Annotated in this window: 16 protein-coding genes; 14 read left to right on the top strand and 2 right to left on the bottom strand. The window is 48.0% G+C overall.

The annotated features are described in order from the left end of the window. Positions 1-59 precede the first annotated feature (59 nt). The 13 genes from gatC to AOC32_RS09475 all read left to right on the top strand — a co-directional run bounded on the left by gatC (position 60) and on the right by AOC32_RS09475 (position 12545). Complete coding sequence (gene gatC, locus AOC32_RS09535) at positions 60-353, top strand: Asp-tRNA(Asn)/Glu-tRNA(Gln) amidotransferase subunit GatC (protein ID WP_108509228.1); 294 nt, start codon at positions 60-62, stop codon at positions 351-353. Beyond that, positions 350-1861, top strand: a complete 1512-nt coding sequence (gatA, locus tag AOC32_RS09530) for an Asp-tRNA(Asn)/Glu-tRNA(Gln) amidotransferase subunit GatA (protein WP_108509227.1) — start codon at positions 350-352, stop codon at positions 1859-1861. The genes gatC and gatA overlap by 4 nt, the downstream gene beginning before the upstream one ends. Next, positions 1858-3333: an Asp-tRNA(Asn)/Glu-tRNA(Gln) amidotransferase subunit GatB gene (gene gatB / locus AOC32_RS09525; protein WP_108509226.1), complete on the top strand. Its 1476-nt coding sequence runs from the start codon at positions 1858-1860 to the stop codon at positions 3331-3333. Before gatA ends, gatB begins: the two co-directional genes overlap by 4 nt. An 8-nt stretch (positions 3334-3341) precedes the next feature. Next, entirely contained in the window at positions 3342-3980 is a 639-nt protein-coding gene (locus AOC32_RS09520; RefSeq protein WP_108509225.1) for a DUF484 family protein, read from the top strand. A gap of 20 nt (positions 3981-4000) precedes the next feature. Continuing rightward, positions 4001-4957 carry a tyrosine recombinase XerC gene (locus AOC32_RS09515; RefSeq protein WP_108509224.1) on the top strand — a complete coding sequence of 319 codons (957 nt, stop codon included), beginning with the start codon at positions 4001-4003 and terminating at the stop codon, positions 4955-4957. Beyond that, complete coding sequence (locus AOC32_RS09510; protein WP_108509223.1) at positions 4954-6162, top strand: class I SAM-dependent rRNA methyltransferase; 1209 nt, start codon at positions 4954-4956, stop codon at positions 6160-6162. Before AOC32_RS09515 ends, AOC32_RS09510 begins: the two co-directional genes overlap by 4 nt. 47 nt (positions 6163-6209) lie before the next feature. Continuing rightward, positions 6210-7262 (top strand): CobW family GTP-binding protein, encoded by a 1053-nt coding sequence (locus tag AOC32_RS09505; protein WP_108509222.1) that lies wholly within the window; start codon positions 6210-6212, stop codon positions 7260-7262. Between the two features lie 292 nt (positions 7263-7554). After that, positions 7555-7932, top strand: a complete 378-nt coding sequence (gene dksA, locus AOC32_RS09500) for an RNA polymerase-binding protein DksA (RefSeq protein ID WP_234409852.1) — start codon at positions 7555-7557, stop codon at positions 7930-7932. Positions 7933-7946: 14 nt separating this feature from the next. Further along, the gene (argB, locus tag AOC32_RS09495; protein ID WP_108509220.1) at positions 7947-8852 is read left to right on the top strand and encodes an acetylglutamate kinase; all 906 of its coding nucleotides are present in this window, start codon (positions 7947-7949) and stop codon (positions 8850-8852) included. Between the two features lie 10 nt (positions 8853-8862). Further along, positions 8863-9516, top strand: coding sequence for a nucleoid occlusion factor SlmA (slmA, locus tag AOC32_RS09490; RefSeq protein WP_108509219.1), 654 nt, complete (start codon positions 8863-8865; stop codon positions 9514-9516). Continuing rightward, complete coding sequence (metX, locus tag AOC32_RS09485; RefSeq protein WP_108509218.1) at positions 9513-10655, top strand: homoserine O-succinyltransferase MetX; 1143 nt, start codon at positions 9513-9515, stop codon at positions 10653-10655. Before slmA ends, metX begins: the two co-directional genes overlap by 4 nt. After that, positions 10646-11233 carry a methionine biosynthesis protein MetW gene (metW, locus tag AOC32_RS09480; RefSeq protein ID WP_108509217.1) on the top strand — a complete coding sequence of 196 codons (588 nt, stop codon included), beginning with the start codon at positions 10646-10648 and terminating at the stop codon, positions 11231-11233. The genes metX and metW overlap by 10 nt, the downstream gene beginning before the upstream one ends. After that, positions 11220-12545: an AmpG family muropeptide MFS transporter gene (locus tag AOC32_RS09475; protein WP_234409753.1), complete on the top strand. Its 1326-nt coding sequence runs from the start codon at positions 11220-11222 to the stop codon at positions 12543-12545. Before metW ends, AOC32_RS09475 begins: the two co-directional genes overlap by 14 nt. Here the strand turns inward: AOC32_RS09475 and AOC32_RS09470 are convergent. Next, a complete protein-coding gene (locus AOC32_RS09470) occupies positions 12517-13299 on the bottom strand; it encodes an exodeoxyribonuclease III (RefSeq protein WP_108509216.1) in 783 nt (260 codons plus the stop codon). The genes AOC32_RS09475 and AOC32_RS09470 overlap by 29 nt on opposite strands. Positions 13300-13307: 8 nt before the next feature. Between AOC32_RS09470 and pyrE the strand changes: the two genes are divergently transcribed. Beyond that, the gene (gene pyrE / locus AOC32_RS09465) at positions 13308-13979 is read left to right on the top strand and encodes an orotate phosphoribosyltransferase (protein WP_108509215.1); all 672 of its coding nucleotides are present in this window, start codon (positions 13308-13310) and stop codon (positions 13977-13979) included. On the opposite strand, the gene dapF is transcribed toward pyrE, so the two are convergent. Then, a complete protein-coding gene (gene dapF / locus AOC32_RS09460) occupies positions 13976-14863 on the bottom strand; it encodes a diaminopimelate epimerase (protein ID WP_108509214.1) in 888 nt (295 codons plus the stop codon). The genes pyrE and dapF overlap by 4 nt on opposite strands. Between the last annotated feature and the right edge of the window lie 23 nt (positions 14864-14886).

The raw sequence follows: 14886 nt of genomic DNA, 5'->3' as shown, positions 1-14886 counted from the left end.
GTAAGTGGGAAAATAGAAATATTAATTAGCTTAAAGATGAAATGATACTCTAGCACCCCATGGATATATATGAAGTTCACCGCATAGCTAAGCTCTCTCGCTTGCAATTAAGCGCCTCAGAGGCCGAGGCAGTATTGCCACAATTGGAGGCCGTTTTCGCTCTCGTCGAACAAATGCAAGCAGTCAATACCGAGCAGATTGAGCCTTTGCCCCACCCCATTTTATTTATAGAAGATTTGGCTCAGCCTTTACGGCCTGACGCATGCACCGAGGTAAATGCGCGCGAAGTGAATATGGCGAACGCACCCGCGCAAGCCGAGGGCTACTTTTTAGTCCCGAGAGTGATCGAATGAATTGGCAGCACCAAACCCTGCAAAGTTTATCTAAGTCATTGATTAATAAAGAAATATCAAGCTTAGAGTTATGTGAATTCTTTCTTGAGCGGATGACAAAATACCAGCATCTAAACGCCTATCTCGATGTTTTGCCAGATCAGACGCGAGAGCAGGCCAGACGCGCTGATCAGCTGATATCACAAGGGCTTGCAGGACCTTTAACCGGAATTCCGATTGCCCACAAAGATGTTTTCGTGACCAAAGAGTGGGTCACGACAGCCGCTTCCAAAATGTTGGCGGGCTATAAAAGCCCCTTTGATGCAGCCGTGGTAGCAAGTTTGGGCTTGCCAGACGCAGAGAATCCAAAGGCTGCAGGTATGGTGTGCCTAGGCAAAACCAATATGGATGAGTTTGCGATGGGCTCTTCCAATGAGAACTCTGCATTTGGGCCTGCACTTAATCCGTGGAATGCACAACGGGTCTCGGGGGGATCTTCGGGTGGTTCGGCGGTCGCCGTTGCCGCCGGATTGGCGCCAATCGCTACTGGGACCGATACCGGTGGATCGATTCGGCAGCCCGCCGCATTTTGTGGCCTGACAGGGATTAAGCCAACTTACGGTCGTGTTTCGCGATACGGCATGATTGCTTATGCTTCCTCACTGGACCAGGCAGGCCCAATTGGAAAAACCGCTGAGGATTGCGCTCTGTTACTGAGCGCCATGTCGAAGCACGATCCGCGCGATTCAACATCCCTTGCTGATAGCGGCGAAGACTACGGACGTTTTCTGAGTCAAGCCTGGTCTGGCGAAGATCCTAAAAAACCGCTGTTGGGATTGCGCATCGGCTTGCCAAAGGAATTTTTTTCCGAGGGTCTGTCGCAGGATGTAGCGCAAGCGGTACTGGTTGCTAAAGAGGTACTTCAATCCTTGGGGGCTGCTATTACCGAAGTGAGTTTGCCTAAAACGAAGTTATCGATCCCGGTGTATTACGTTTTAGCTCCCGCTGAAGCATCGAGCAACTTGAGTCGTTACGACGGGGTGCGTTATGGCCATCGTACGAGCGAGTACTCTGATTTATTGGAAATGTATCAACGTTCCCGCAGCGAAGGTTTTGGTGCGGAGGTGAAGCGGCGCATTTTGATTGGTAGTTATGTCTTATCGCACGGCTATTACGATGCTTACTATTTGCAAGCTCAAAAGATTCGTCGCATCATTGCGGCAGACTTTGCACAGGCTTTTACCCGGTGCGATGTGATTTTAGGGCCTGTAGCCCCTGATGTTGCTTGGGGCCTGGGTGAAAAGACCAAAGATCCCTTGCAGATGTACTTAGAAGATATTTATACCCTGTCAGCGAATTTGGCAGGCTTGCCAGCGATGAGCGCACCCTGTGGATTTTCGGGCGATGGGCTGCCGATTGGAATGCAATTGATCGGAAATTATTTCTCTGAGGCGCGTCTATTGCAAGTTGCGCACCAGTATCAGCAAGCAAGCGACTGGCATTTGCGCAGACCCGAAGGGGTGGCATGATGAAGTGGGAAATTGTCATTGGTCTCGAGACCCATACGCAACTGCTAACACAGTCCAAAATATTTAGTGGGGCGAGTACGCAATTTGGTGCCCAGCCAAATACCCAAGCGTGTGCTGTTGATTTAGCGCTACCAGGGGTGTTGCCAGTTTTAAATCGTCAAGCGGTTGAGCACGCGATTCGTTTTGGTTTGGCGATTGGTGCCCAGATTTCTCCGCGCAGTATTTTTGCTCGTAAAAATTATTTTTATCCTGATCTGCCTAAGGGCTATCAAATTAGTCAATATGAGATACCGGTGGTCGTCGGCGGACAAATTGAAATCGTTGTCGATGGTCAGACCAAGGTGGTTGAGCTAACTCGAGCCCACCTAGAGGAAGATGCTGGCAAATCCGTTCACGAGAACTTTATTGGCCCCCATGGCGAACCAGCTAGCGGGATTGATTTAAATCGAGCCGGCACTCCTCTTCTAGAGATCGTCACCGAGCCGGTGATGCGCAGCGCTGCTGAGGCGGTTGCTTATGCGAAAGCCCTTCATGGCTTAGTGGTGTGGCTAGGGGTCTGCGATGGCAATATGCAAGAAGGATCGTTTCGATGCGACGCCAATGTATCGGTGCGACCGATGGGACAAACTGAATTCGGAACGCGCTGCGAAATTAAGAATCTAAATTCTTTCCGATTCTTAGAAGAGGCCATTCAGTATGAAGTGCGTCGCCAAATTGAACTGATTGAAGATGGCGGTATAGTCATTCAGGAGACGCGTTTATACGACCCGGATCTTCAAGAGACTCGCAGCATGCGCAGTAAAGAAGACGCTCAAGATTATCGGTATTTCCCAGACCCTGATTTATTACCCCTCGTCATTCATGCGGATTGGATTGAAGAAATTCGTGCTGGTATGCCAGCATTACCAGCCACGCTACGCGCGCAGTGGCAATCCGAATACGGACTTAGTCCTTACGATAGTCAGATCCTCAGCCAGGATCGAGCCACAGCCGATTTATTTATGGAGCTGGTCCGCCGTTTAGGCGCAAAACACGCCAAGACCATTGCGAACTTCATTGCTGGTGATTTGGCCTCGGCCCTAAATCGCTCGAATTTATCCGCCCATCAATTACCAATTGATATTGCTCAGATCGAGGCACTACTTAATCGTTCTTTAGACGGAACGATTTCTAACAAGATTGCAAAAGAGATATTCATCTTAATTTGGGAGGATGCGCTCGCCAAGAAACCAGCCATCGCGATTGATGAAATGATTGAGCAGCGGGGGTTAAAGCAAATAACCGATATTGGTGCCTTAGAGGCCCTCGTTAATGGGGTGTTACAGGCCAATCCAAAATCTGTTGAAGAGTTTAAGTCTGGCAAAGAGAAAGCCTTTAACGCCTTAATTGGCCAGGTGATGAAAGCCTCGCAAGGCAAAGCAAATCCTCAGCAACTCAATGAGTTACTGCGCAAGAAATTACAAAGTGGATAGGAAATGAAATGAGTGCTACCGAGCTTAGTCAGGATGAACAAGAAGCCTTAGTGGCCCAATGGCTAAAAGCTTGCCCAGGATTTTTTGAGCGCCATGCTGAGGTCTTGCAAGAAGTGCGCCTAAAAGATCCCAATAGCGATCGAGCTATTTCGTTGCAAGAGCGACAAATGCATTTGCTACGCTCACAAAACCAAGAACTTAATTCACGCTTAAACGAAATGCTACGTTTTGGCAGTCGTAATGACAAGACCCAAGTAGCAATGGTTGCTTGGTTACAAAAGCTCATTGAGGCGCAAGATAGCCAGCAAGTAAATGGTGCGATTGAAACCGGTCTTTCCTCTGTCTTTGAGGTCGAGGTTTGTAAAGTATTACCAGTTGATCCTGCGTTTGAGGCATTGTTAGAGCACCCCATTTGCCAGCCCTTCGCGAAATGTCCAGATGTGTTTAAAGAAAAGTTAGTCCATTTGCAAGGCAATCATGATTGGCAGAGCATTGCTGTATTAGCAATACCGTTGGAGCAAAATCGCTTTGCCGGCTTAGCACTTCTTAGCAAAGACGGTGAACGTTTTACAGAGGACATGGGCGTGTTTTATTTAAGACAAATTGCTGGTTTAGCTGCAGCAGCGTTGCGGCGGGTTGCCGCTTAAGCACAAATAAGCACACGATTGTGGACACTCTCTCGGCGAAGATCGAGGCCTACCTATATAACTTGCATGTTGTGCGGCAATTATCGGTTCATACGATTAAAGCGTATCGCGCTGATTTAAAAATTCTCTACGAGAATGCACAACTTGAGAAGTGTGCAATTGATCAAATTAATCATGCACTCATTCGTCGTTGGACCGCAACGCTTCACGCCAAGGGGCTATCTGCACGATCGATTGCTCGAGTTTTATCGGCATGGCGCGGTTTTTATGACTGGCTCTTATTGGAAAGTAAAGGTCAGCTTGGTCTTGGATCAAACCCCGTCGCCGATATCAAAGCCCCCAAGCGCAGTAAGTTGCTACCGAAGGCATTATCGGTAGAACAAGCACTGGCCCTCATTGAGTTTGCCGCTAAAGAGGCGGCAGAAAATGAAGAGTGGGAGTTGAGTCGTGATCATGCTTTGATCGAACTTTTGTATTCATCGGGCTTGCGCCTATCAGAGCTGTTAGGGTTAGATAGTGAGCCAAGTCGAGATTCTTTAGGTTGGATTGATTGGAGTGCAAGCGAGGTTTCGGTTCTTGGTAAGGGCAATAAGCGCAGGACCATTCCAGTTGGAAAGCCCGCCATGGAGGCATTGCAGCGTTGGAAATCGCAACGCGCTTTATTAACGTTGCAGGATGAGCAGGCTTTATTTGTATCGATTCAGGGTAGGCGTCTTGCGCCACGCACCGTGCAGGCCCGTTTGAGGTCGATGGCCATTCGGGCTGGTTTGCCTACCCATGTACATCCACACATGATGCGCCACAGTTTTGCTAGCCATGTTCTGCAATCGTCCCATGACTTGCGAGCCGTGCAAGAAATGTTAGGACACGCCAGTATTGCCAGTACGCAAATTTATACCGCCTTGGATTTTCAGCATTTAGCAAAAGCCTATGACAATGCTCACCCACGCGCCAAAGTGAAGGGTAATAAAACGTGAACTGCAACATTATTCTTGAGGCGGGTAAGGAGCGCCCCATAGTGCGGAGGCACCCTTGGGTGTATGCAACCGCGATCAAGAGGGTTGATGGAAAGCCCAAAGCAGGTGCAACGGTTCAGATCCTTAGTCAAGATGGCCGCTGGATTGCAAAAGGGGCCTATAGCCCGCTGTCGAAGATCCGTGTGCGCATTTGGTCGTGGAATGAAACCGAAGCCATTGATCACGCCTTTTTTAAGCGCAAAATTAGTGCAGCGATACAGCATCGGCAGCAATGGATACGAGGCACAAATGCGATTCGATTAATTGCTGGGGAGGCCGATGGCTTACCCGGCCTGATTGTTGACCAGTATGATCGGGTGATTGTTTGCCAGTTTCTGAGTGCAGGCGTGGAATATTGGCGAGATGCCATCATCAGCGCCTTACAAGAGCAAACCCAGTGCTCCTTGATGGTCGAGCGCTCGGATGCTGCAGTGCGAGCTCGAGAGGGATTAGCAGAGCAGAGCGGTATTTTGTCTGGCGACCATGACGGTGAGCTCATTTCGGTCAATGAGCATGGGGTTCAGTATGGAATCGATGTGCTAGGAGGTCATAAGACCGGTTTTTATATTGATCAGCGCGATAACCGCAAGATGGTGTCTGAGCTTGCAAGCAATCGCCGAGTGCTCAATATGTTTTGCTACACCGGTGGATTCTCTTTGGCGGCTTTGCAAGGAGGAGCAAAGAGCGTGATGTCAGTTGATTCATCTGGCGATGCCTTGGCCTTGGCACAGCGTCAAATGGCAATGAATGGCTATTCTTCGGAATTGGCTACCTGGCATGATGCCGATGCCTTTGCTACCCTTCGAGAACTGCGGGGCGCTCAGGAAAAATTTGATTTAATCGTCTTAGATCCCCCAAAGTTTGCGCCTTCGGCTCAGCATCTTGAGCGTGCCTTAAAGGCCTATAAAGAGATTAATCGCGCTGCCTTGCAATTACTCAATCCGGGCGGCCTGCTATTCACATTTTCTTGCTCAGGCGCTGTTAGCCTCGAGCATTTTGAGCAAATGATCACTTCATCCGTTAGTGAGGCCTTGTCACATATGCAAGATCAAGAAACGAATTATCGAATCCTGCGGCGTTTGGCAGCGGGATTGGATCATCCAGTTCTGGCTAGTTTTCCGGAAGGGGAATACCTTAAAGGATTGCTACTCCAACGCACCCAATAATCGGTAAGATACTTGTTTAAACATTCTTTTTAAGAAATGACATCACGATGGCATTAATACCAGTAACGATTCTCACGGGATTTTTGGGCAGTGGTAAGACCACTTTGTTAAAACACATTTTGACCGGTGAGCATGGCAAAAAAATTGCTGTGATTGAAAACGAGTTTGGTGAAGAAAATATCGATAACGATATCCTAGTTCAAGATACGCAAGAGCAAATTGTGCAAATGAGCAATGGCTGCGTGTGCTGTTCGATTCGAGGCGATTTAGTTGAAGCATTAAATCAGCTATGGGAGCAGCGTAAGAGTAAAAAAATTCAGTTTGACCATGTGGTCATTGAAACGACTGGTGTGGCAAACCCCGGTCCGGTTGCGCAAACGTTTTTCATTGATGATGACATTGCTAATCATTACGTGTTAGATGCCGTTGTTACCCTTGTCGATGCTAAGCATGGACAGAAACAGCTTAATGAGCACGAGGAAGTTCAGCGCCAAGTTGGCTTTGCCGATCGCATCTTTATTACTAAAACAGACCTTACGAGCCCAGAAGAAATTGCGGCTCTAAAAAATCGGTTGATGCATATGAACCCAAGAGCACCCATCCAAACGATTACAAAGGGCGTGGTACCGCTCGATTCCGTCTTGGATTTGCGGGGATTTAATTTAAATGCCAAGCTCGATATTGATCCCCATTTTTTGGAAGAGGATGATCACGATCACAGCGAATGTGGTCACGATCACCACCACGATCATGAGCATCACCATGGCCATGGCCACAATCATCACAACCACCATGGGCATACCGATCGGATTCAATCATTTGTTTTTAAAAGCGATAAACCGTTCGATCACCGCAAGTTGGAGGATTTTTTGGGGGGCGTCTTATCTGTATTTGGGGAGAAGATGTTGCGCTACAAAGGCGTCTTGTATGTGAAGGGTTCAGCCCGCAAGGTGGTTCTTCAGGGCGTTCATGAAATGATGGGTAGTGATTTGGCTGGCCCATGGGGGGCAGAGGCTAAACAAACTCGGATGGTATTCATTGGAATTGATCTGCCAAAAGATACTTTGCTGGCCGGTTTGGAAGGCTGCTTGGCTAACTAATTGAATTAATTGAATTACTGTACAATGCGCCGCCACGGTTGTATTTAAATAGCCATTGAAACTTTTATAGAAAGCGTAATAATGCTCCCTTAAAAGTGCAATTAAGTGACTTTTAGTAGTAACCCTGATTGGCGATATTGCCCTGGGGTTTAAGGTGTTGATTATTTGGAGCGAAGGAAAAACCATGACGACAAAAGAAGCGAGTACCAAAGCGAAGTCTGCTGAGCCCAGTAAGAAAGCTTCTGGATCGTCCGCTAAAGGCGCCCCCCTAACTGAGGCCGAATTACTAAAGATGTCTGAAAAGGACTACATGAATGCCGCTCAGTTGGAGTTCTTTCGCACCAAATTGCAAACGCTCAAAGAAGATATTTTGAAGCACGCTAGCGAAACGACTGAGCACTTACGTGAAAACATACTGGTCCCCGATCCCGCTGATCGGGCGACGATTGAAGAAGAGCACGCATTAGAGCTCCGAACCCGAGATCGTGAGCGTAAGCTCTTAAAGAAGGTTGAGCAAGCGCTAGCAAGGATTGAGTCGGGTGACTATGGATGGTGCGAAGAAACCGGTGAGGCGATTGGCTTATCGCGCCTAATCGCTCGTCCAACCGCTAATCTCTCACTTGAGGCCCAAGAGCGTCGTGAGCTGCGCCAAAAGTTATTTGGTGAATAGGATTTCTATTCATCATGACTAAAGCAGTACCAACACTCGCCGACATTCCGCCATTGTTGAAGGCCGAGATTTTGGCCGAGGCCCTGCCCTACATTCGGCAATACCATGGCAAAACCATTGTGATTAAGTATGGCGGTAACGCCATGGTTGAAGAGCGTCTCAAGGAGAGCTTTGCGCGCGATGTGATTTTGCTAAAGCTAGTTGGCATGAACCCGGTCGTCGTTCATGGTGGTGGCCCGCAAATTGATGAAGCCCTTAAGAAAATTGGCAAGACCGGCACCTTTATTCAGGGAATGCGGGTTACCGATGAAGAGACCATGGAAGTGGTTGAGTGGGTATTGGGCGGCGAGGTACAGCAGGACATCGTGATGCTAATTAATCATTTTGGTGGTCAGGCCGTTGGTTTAACTGGCAAAGACGGTGGTTTGATTCATGCCAAGAAAATGATGGTTCCGAATGAGCAAACTCCCTCAGGCGCACCAATCGATTTAGGATTTGTCGGTGAAATTGAATCGATTAATCCGGCTGTGGTGAAAGCCTTACAAGATGATGCATTTATTCCAGTCATTTCACCGATTGGTTTTAGTGAAGAGGGTCAAGCTTATAACATCAATGCGGATTTGGTTGCGGGCAAAATGGCCGAAATTCTCAAAGCTGAGAAATTGGTGATGATGACCAATATACCGGGCGTGATGGATAAATCCGGCAAGCTCTTGACCGATTTGAGTGCACGTGAGATCGATGCACTATTTGCCGACGGTACGATTTCCGGGGGTATGCTTCCTAAAATTTCGTCTGCACTAGATGCTGCCAAGAGCGGCGTGAACTCGGTCCATATTATTGATGGGCGGATTGAGCACTCCCTACTCTTAGAAATTCTGACGGAACAAGCTTTTGGTACCATGATACGTTCTAGATAAAAAAATAATCATGAACAGCAGCGGTAGCCCTCTTCATCAAGACTCAGCTTCTGAGATTAGCGGGGGCGAGACCAAGACTCGTAAGCGTCCACGCCCGGGCGAGCGTCGTTTACAAATTCTGCAAATTTTGGCCGAGATGCTGCAAAACCCAAACGGCGATCGCGTCACCACAGCTGCTTTGGCTGCCAAGATCGGCGTTTCAGAGGCCGCGCTCTATCGACATTTTGCTAGTAAGGCGCAAATGTTTGAGGGTTTAATTGCATTTATCGAGCAAACCATTTTTGGCCTGATTAATCAGATTAATCAAAAAGAGGAATTGGGCATTGCACAAGTGAAGGGGATGGTGCAAATGCTCTTGGTTTTTGCTGAGAAAAATCCTGGCATGGTGCGTGTTTTATTGGGCGACGCTTTGTTGCAGGAGGACGAGCGCTTACAAGAGCGCATCAATCAAGTTTTGGATCGTGTTGAAACATCCTTAAAGCAATCATTGCGGATTGCACAAAGTCAACATCAGGATGGAGCGGCTACCGATACAGCCAGCTTGCAGTCCGCGCTACTGATGAGTTATGTGATTGGTCGCTGGCATCGCTTTGCTCGGAGCGGTTTTAAGAAGTTGCCCAGCGAAGGAATTGAGCCAAGTCTACGAATTCTGCTTACTGCATGAGTGAGCTGCATCTTTTAAAGAAAACCTATCATTTTGATGCACCGCTAAGGTTGCAAAGTGGCGCTAGCATTGATCAATACGATTTAGTTGTTGAGACTTATGGACGACTGAATGCAAATGCTAGCAATGCGGTTCTGATTTGCCATGCGCTGAATGCATCGCATCACGTTGCCGGGATTGATCCAGACAATGCTGATGAGTTGGGCTGGTGGGACAATATGGTTGGGCCTGGTAAGCCAGTCGATACCAATCACTTTTTTGTGATTGGGGTAAATAATCTTGGTTCGTGTTTTGGCTCAACGGGCCCGATGAGCATCGATCCACAAACCAATGAACCTTATGGGGCTCGTTTTCCGGTACTAACCGTTGAGGATTGGGTCAATGCACAAGCACGTCTAGCCGATCAAATGGGCATTCAAAAGTTTGCGGCGGTTATGGGGGGTAGTCTAGGTGGTATGCAGGCCATGTCATGGGCGATTCAATATCCAGAGCGCGTTGCCCATTGCGTGGTGATTGCCTCCACGCCAAAGCTTAGCGCACAAAATATCGCATTTAATGAAGTTGCGCGCAATGCAATTTTGTCAGACCCTGATTTTTATGGGGGCGATTATTACAAGCATGGGGTCGTTCCCAAGCGCGGCTTGCGCTTAGCGCGGATGGTGGGACATATTACGTATCTCTCGGATGACGATATGGCCGAAAAGTTTGGGCGCGATTTGCAACGTTTAGCTGGCGCGCCAGACGAATATCGTTTTAGTTTTGATGTGGAGTTTGCCGTTGAGAGTTATTTGCGCCATCAGGGCGATAAGTTCTCTGGGTATTTTGATGCCAATACGTATTTGTTAATTACGCGAGCTCTGGACTATTTTGATCCAGCAAAACGTCATCAGGGGGATTTGAGCCAAGCCCTAGCGCATGCTAATGCTAAATTTTTATTCATCATTTTTTCAACGGACTGGCGTTTTTCGCCCGATCGTAGCCGCGAAATCGTGCAAGCCTTACTTAATAACAAAGCAGATGTGAGCTATGCTGAAATTGATGCGCCGCATGGACATGACGCATTCTTACTCAATAATGAGCGCTACCATCGCTTAGTTCGAGCCTATTTTGCGACGATGGCGGAGGCGCAATGCAATTAAGATCCGATTTTGATGCGATCGCCAATTGGGTTGAAACAAACAGCTCGTTACTAGACCTGGGTTGTGGTGATGGATCGTTCCTCGAGTTTATTCGTGCAAAGCGTCAAGCGATTACTTATGGTGTTGAAATTAAAGATAGCGCGGTATTGGCGTGTGTGGAAAAGGGCTTAAATGTAATTCAGCAAGATTTGGAGGGTGGTTTGGCACTTTTCAAGGATCAGAGTTTTGATACTGTCGTCTTATCACAGACCTTGCAGACGATTCATCAAACCGAGCGTATTTTGCGGGAGGTGGTTCGCGTCGGAAAACAATGCGTTGTCTCTTTTCCAAACTTTGGACACTGGTCGCATCGCTACGCAGTCGCTTTGGGCCGCATGCCGGTTTCAAAATCCTTGCCCTATGAGTGGTTCAATACCCCCAATGTACGAGTTCTGACCATTGCTGATTTTGAAGCCCTGGCCCACAAATTAGGAATTGAGATTCTGGGGCGGGTTGTTTTGCATCATGGCAAGACGGTCCACTGGCTACCTAATTTATTTGGTAGCTTAGCAATCTACCGCGTGCGTGGAGCTAAATAGCATTCGCTCCTGGTTGAATGATTTACGGGTCTATCTTGAGTGGCCCAGCATTCGTATTTTCTTTCTAGGATTCTCGGCCGGCCTGCCACTTCTCTTGGTATTGGGTACCTTAAGTTTTCGTCTAAGAGAGCTTGGCATTGATCGCAGCACCATTGGTTATTTATCGTGGGTTGGCCTGTTTTATGCCGGTAAGTGGCTTTGGGCCCCATTGGTAGACCGGGTGCCAATTCCTGGAGTCACAAAATACTTAGGACGTCGGCGCAGTTGGTTGCTATTCGCTCAAGCGCTCATCATGATTGGTCTAGTTGGCATGGCCATGAATGATCCCAAGCAAGATTTACAGGTCATTATTTGGTTTGCATTATTAGTCGCCTTTGCTTCAGCCACCCAAGACATTGCACTTGATGCCTTTCGGATCGAGTCGGCAAAGGCAGAGTACCAGGCTGCTTTGGCGGCTAGCTATCAAACGGGTTATCGCTTGGCGATGATTTGGGCAGGAGCGGGCGCATTGTGGCTGGCAGCGCGCGCCGAAGAAAGCGCCAGCCTCTACTTTGCCAACGCCTGGCAATTTGCGTATTTGGTAATGGCATTGTCGATGGGGGTTGGTGTGATTACCACCTTACTGAGTCCTGAGCCCCAAATGGTTCAGCTACCCAAAGCGCGCTCGGCAGGCGAGTGGTTGCACCAAACCCTGATTCAACCCTTTGCGGACTTCATTAGTCGATATCGTTGGCATGCTCTTTTAATTCTGGCACTCATTGCCGTCTACCGCATCAGCGATGTTGTGATGGGCATTATGGCGAACCCGTTTTATGTGGATATGGGCTATACCAAGGATGAGGTGGCAGCCGTTACTAAAGTATTTGGGGTCATCATGACTTTAGTCGGCGCGTTTGTGGGCGGGATTCTGGCGCTGCGTTTTGGCGTGATGCGCATTTTATTTTTAGGAGCCATTCTCTCGGCGGCCAGCAATCTTCTTTTTGCGTGGCTAAGCACGCGCGGCCATGATCTCACCGGTTTAGTTTGGGTGATCTCCGCCGATAATCTGAGCTCCGGTATCGCTTCGGCTGCGTTTATCGCTTACCTTTCTTCATTAACCAATGTTCAATATTCAGCAACGCAATACGCATTATTTAGTTCGATGATGCTGTTGCTGCCAAAATGGTTAGCTGGATTTTCTGGAGTCTATGTCGATCGCTTTGGCTACGAAAGTTTCTTTATCTCAACCGCATTGATTGGCATCCCAGTCCTCATCTTGATTGGGATCGCTATTCGGATGCAGATTAAAGCGCCCAATCATATTCAATCGTAAGCGGCGCATGGTCTGAGAAGCGCTGATTTTTATAAATACTAGCCTTCTTAGCGGACTTGCCAAACTCTGGTGTGGCGATTTGATAATCAATGCGCCACCCTACATTCTTGGCATACGCTTGGCCTCGTTGACTCCACCAGGTATAACAAGTATCACTTGCATGGGGCTCGAGATGTCGATAGACATCCATATACCCTTCTTCAGTAAACAGCCTGGTTAGCCAGGCGCGCTCTTCCGGTAAGAACCCTGAATTTTTTAAATTACCTTTCCAGTTTTTAAGATCAATCTCGTGATGCGCAATATTGACATCCCCACATAAAACAATTTGCCGCCCTTTGTTTCGAAGCTTGATGAGGTGGGGTAAAAACGCATCTAGAAAACGAAATTTTGCTTCTTGTCGTTCGGGAGAACTGGACCCAGAGGGCATGTAGACCGAAATCACTGACAGGGAGCCGATCGAGATTTCGACATAGCGCCCTTCGGCATCAAATTCAGGGTTACCAAATCCAATTTGTAAATCATCGATGGGGTGGGGCGTGAAGATCCCGGCGCCGCTATACCCTTTTTTCTCGGCATAATGAAAATAGGCATTTAGTCCATCGGGTGAGAGGATTGTGCTTTCTAGATCAGCTTCTTGAGCCTTGAGTTCTTGCACGCAGATAAAATCAGCACGCTGATCGTGCATCCACTCCATAAAGCCTTTTTTGGCTGCTGAGCGAATGCCATTGAGATTGGCAGAAATGATGCGTAACATACAGGCCTATGAGTGTAAATTCAGAACAAATTCAATCGGACTTTATTCAATTCGCGCTTGAGGCAAAAGTATTGTCCTTTGGCGAGTTTAAAACGAAGGCTGGGCGACTGTCCCCCTATTTTTTTAATGCCGGACTCTTTAATGATGGTGCACATCTGGGAAGGCTGGGTGAGTTTTATGCCCAAGCACTCCTTGGATCCAAAATTGATTTTGATATGCTCTTTGGGCCCGCATACAAGGGCATTACTTTGGCGGCGAGTACGGCAATTGCACTAGCGCATGCCGGTCGTAATACCCCGTTTGCCTATAACCGCAAAGAGGCCAAAGATCACGGCGAAGGCGGAACCCTGATTGGTGCTCCGGTTCATGGTCGGGTTGTCATTATTGACGATGTGATTTCAGCGGGCACCTCGGTGCGTGAGTCGGTTGATTTAATTGAGCGGGTCGGTGCCAAGCCCTGCGCGGTATTAATTGCACTCGATCGTATGGAAAAATCCGGAGACGCAGTCAATATTGGGCAATATTCTGCGGTCCAAAGTGTCGGACAAGAATTTGGTTTACCAGTAATTGCAATCGCTAATTTGGATAGCCTGATGCGTTTTTTACAACAATCGCATGATCAGCAATTGCAAACGCATCTACCCGCAGTTCAAAATTACCGGGCTCGATACGGGATTTAAAGCGTATCTAAATCGATTTCGCCCTGATACACGGTTTGAGTGGGCCCACGCATCAAAACGGGGGCGTGGGGATTTTTAAAGCCATCCCACAAAATTTCGAGTTCTCCGCCACGGGTACTTACCTTTACTGGGGAGTCCAGTAGTCCGCGGCGAATGCCCGATACCACCGCAGCACACGCTCCGGTACCGCACGATAGGGTCTCGCCCGCTCCACGTTCATAGACTCGCAAGCGAATTGTGTGGCGATCAAGAACTTGCATAAAGCCAGCATTGACTCGATTTGGAAAGGCGGGATGCGACTCAATCAGCGGACCATCGATTAATACCGGCGCACTATCAATATCCTCAACCACTTGAATGGCATGGGGGTTGCCCATGGATAAAGCTGCAATCCAGTCGGCATGTGCGCCGCTATTGCGACTCAGTGGGAGTGCATAAAGGGTTTCGTGTAATTCTTGTTTACTTGTCAGGCCCGAGGGAATAAATGGAATATCGTCAGAGTTAAAGATGGGGCTACCCATATCAACTTCTACATAGCCATTAGCTAAGCGTTTGAGGCTTAGAAGACCATTACGCACTTCAACTCGGATTTGATCTTTAGTGCTAAGACCTTCCTCATGAACAAAACGCACAAAGCATCTTGAACCATTACCGCATTGCTCGACTTCGCCCCCATCTGCATTCAAGATACGGTATTTAAAATCAACATCTGGCAGACTACTTTTTTCCACGAGCAAGATTTGATCGGCCCCGATACCTAGTTGGCGATGTGCTAATTTTCGCCAAATCGTTGGGGTAATCGATCGAATGTCTTGGCGAGTCGCATCAATCACAATAAAGTCATTGCCGGCGCCATGCATTTTGGTAAAGCGTAATCGGGTCATAACATGCGTTTAGAGTATGTGAG

Origin of the sequence: Polynucleobacter acidiphobus (assembly GCF_003065385.1) — a bacterium.
In the GTDB taxonomy this organism is placed as follows: Bacteria; Pseudomonadota; Gammaproteobacteria; order Burkholderiales; family Burkholderiaceae; genus Polynucleobacter; species Polynucleobacter acidiphobus.
Note: the sequence above shows the minus strand (reverse complement) of the source record. Positions and strands in the feature narration are given on the sequence as shown.

Excerpts from the sequence above, each read along its gene's own strand:
- gatC (WP_108509228.1), top strand. The coding sequence starts at position 60 with ATGGATATATATGAAGTTCACCGCATAGCTAAGCTCTCTCGCTTGCAA.
- gatB (WP_108509226.1), top strand. The coding sequence starts at position 1,858 with ATGATGAAGTGGGAAATTGTCATTGGTCTCGAGACCCATACGCAACTG.
- metX (WP_108509218.1), top strand. The coding sequence starts at position 9,513 with ATGAGTGAGCTGCATCTTTTAAAGAAAACCTATCATTTTGATGCACCG.
- dksA (WP_234409852.1), top strand. The coding sequence starts at position 7,555 with ATGTCTGAAAAGGACTACATGAATGCCGCTCAGTTGGAGTTCTTTCGC.
- AOC32_RS09470 (WP_108509216.1), bottom strand. The coding sequence starts at position 13,299 with ATGTTACGCATCATTTCTGCCAATCTCAATGGCATTCGCTCAGCAGCC.
- slmA (WP_108509219.1), top strand. The coding sequence starts at position 8,863 with ATGAACAGCAGCGGTAGCCCTCTTCATCAAGACTCAGCTTCTGAGATT.
- AOC32_RS09505 (WP_108509222.1), top strand. The coding sequence starts at position 6,210 with ATGGCATTAATACCAGTAACGATTCTCACGGGATTTTTGGGCAGTGGT.
- dapF (WP_108509214.1), bottom strand. The coding sequence starts at position 14,863 with ATGACCCGATTACGCTTTACCAAAATGCATGGCGCCGGCAATGACTTT.
- pyrE (WP_108509215.1), top strand. The coding sequence starts at position 13,308 with ATGAGTGTAAATTCAGAACAAATTCAATCGGACTTTATTCAATTCGCG.
- gatA (WP_108509227.1), top strand. The coding sequence starts at position 350 with ATGAATTGGCAGCACCAAACCCTGCAAAGTTTATCTAAGTCATTGATT.
- AOC32_RS09520 (WP_108509225.1), top strand. The coding sequence starts at position 3,342 with ATGAGTGCTACCGAGCTTAGTCAGGATGAACAAGAAGCCTTAGTGGCC.
- argB (WP_108509220.1), top strand. The coding sequence starts at position 7,947 with ATGACTAAAGCAGTACCAACACTCGCCGACATTCCGCCATTGTTGAAG.
- metW (WP_108509217.1), top strand. The coding sequence starts at position 10,646 with ATGCAATTAAGATCCGATTTTGATGCGATCGCCAATTGGGTTGAAACA.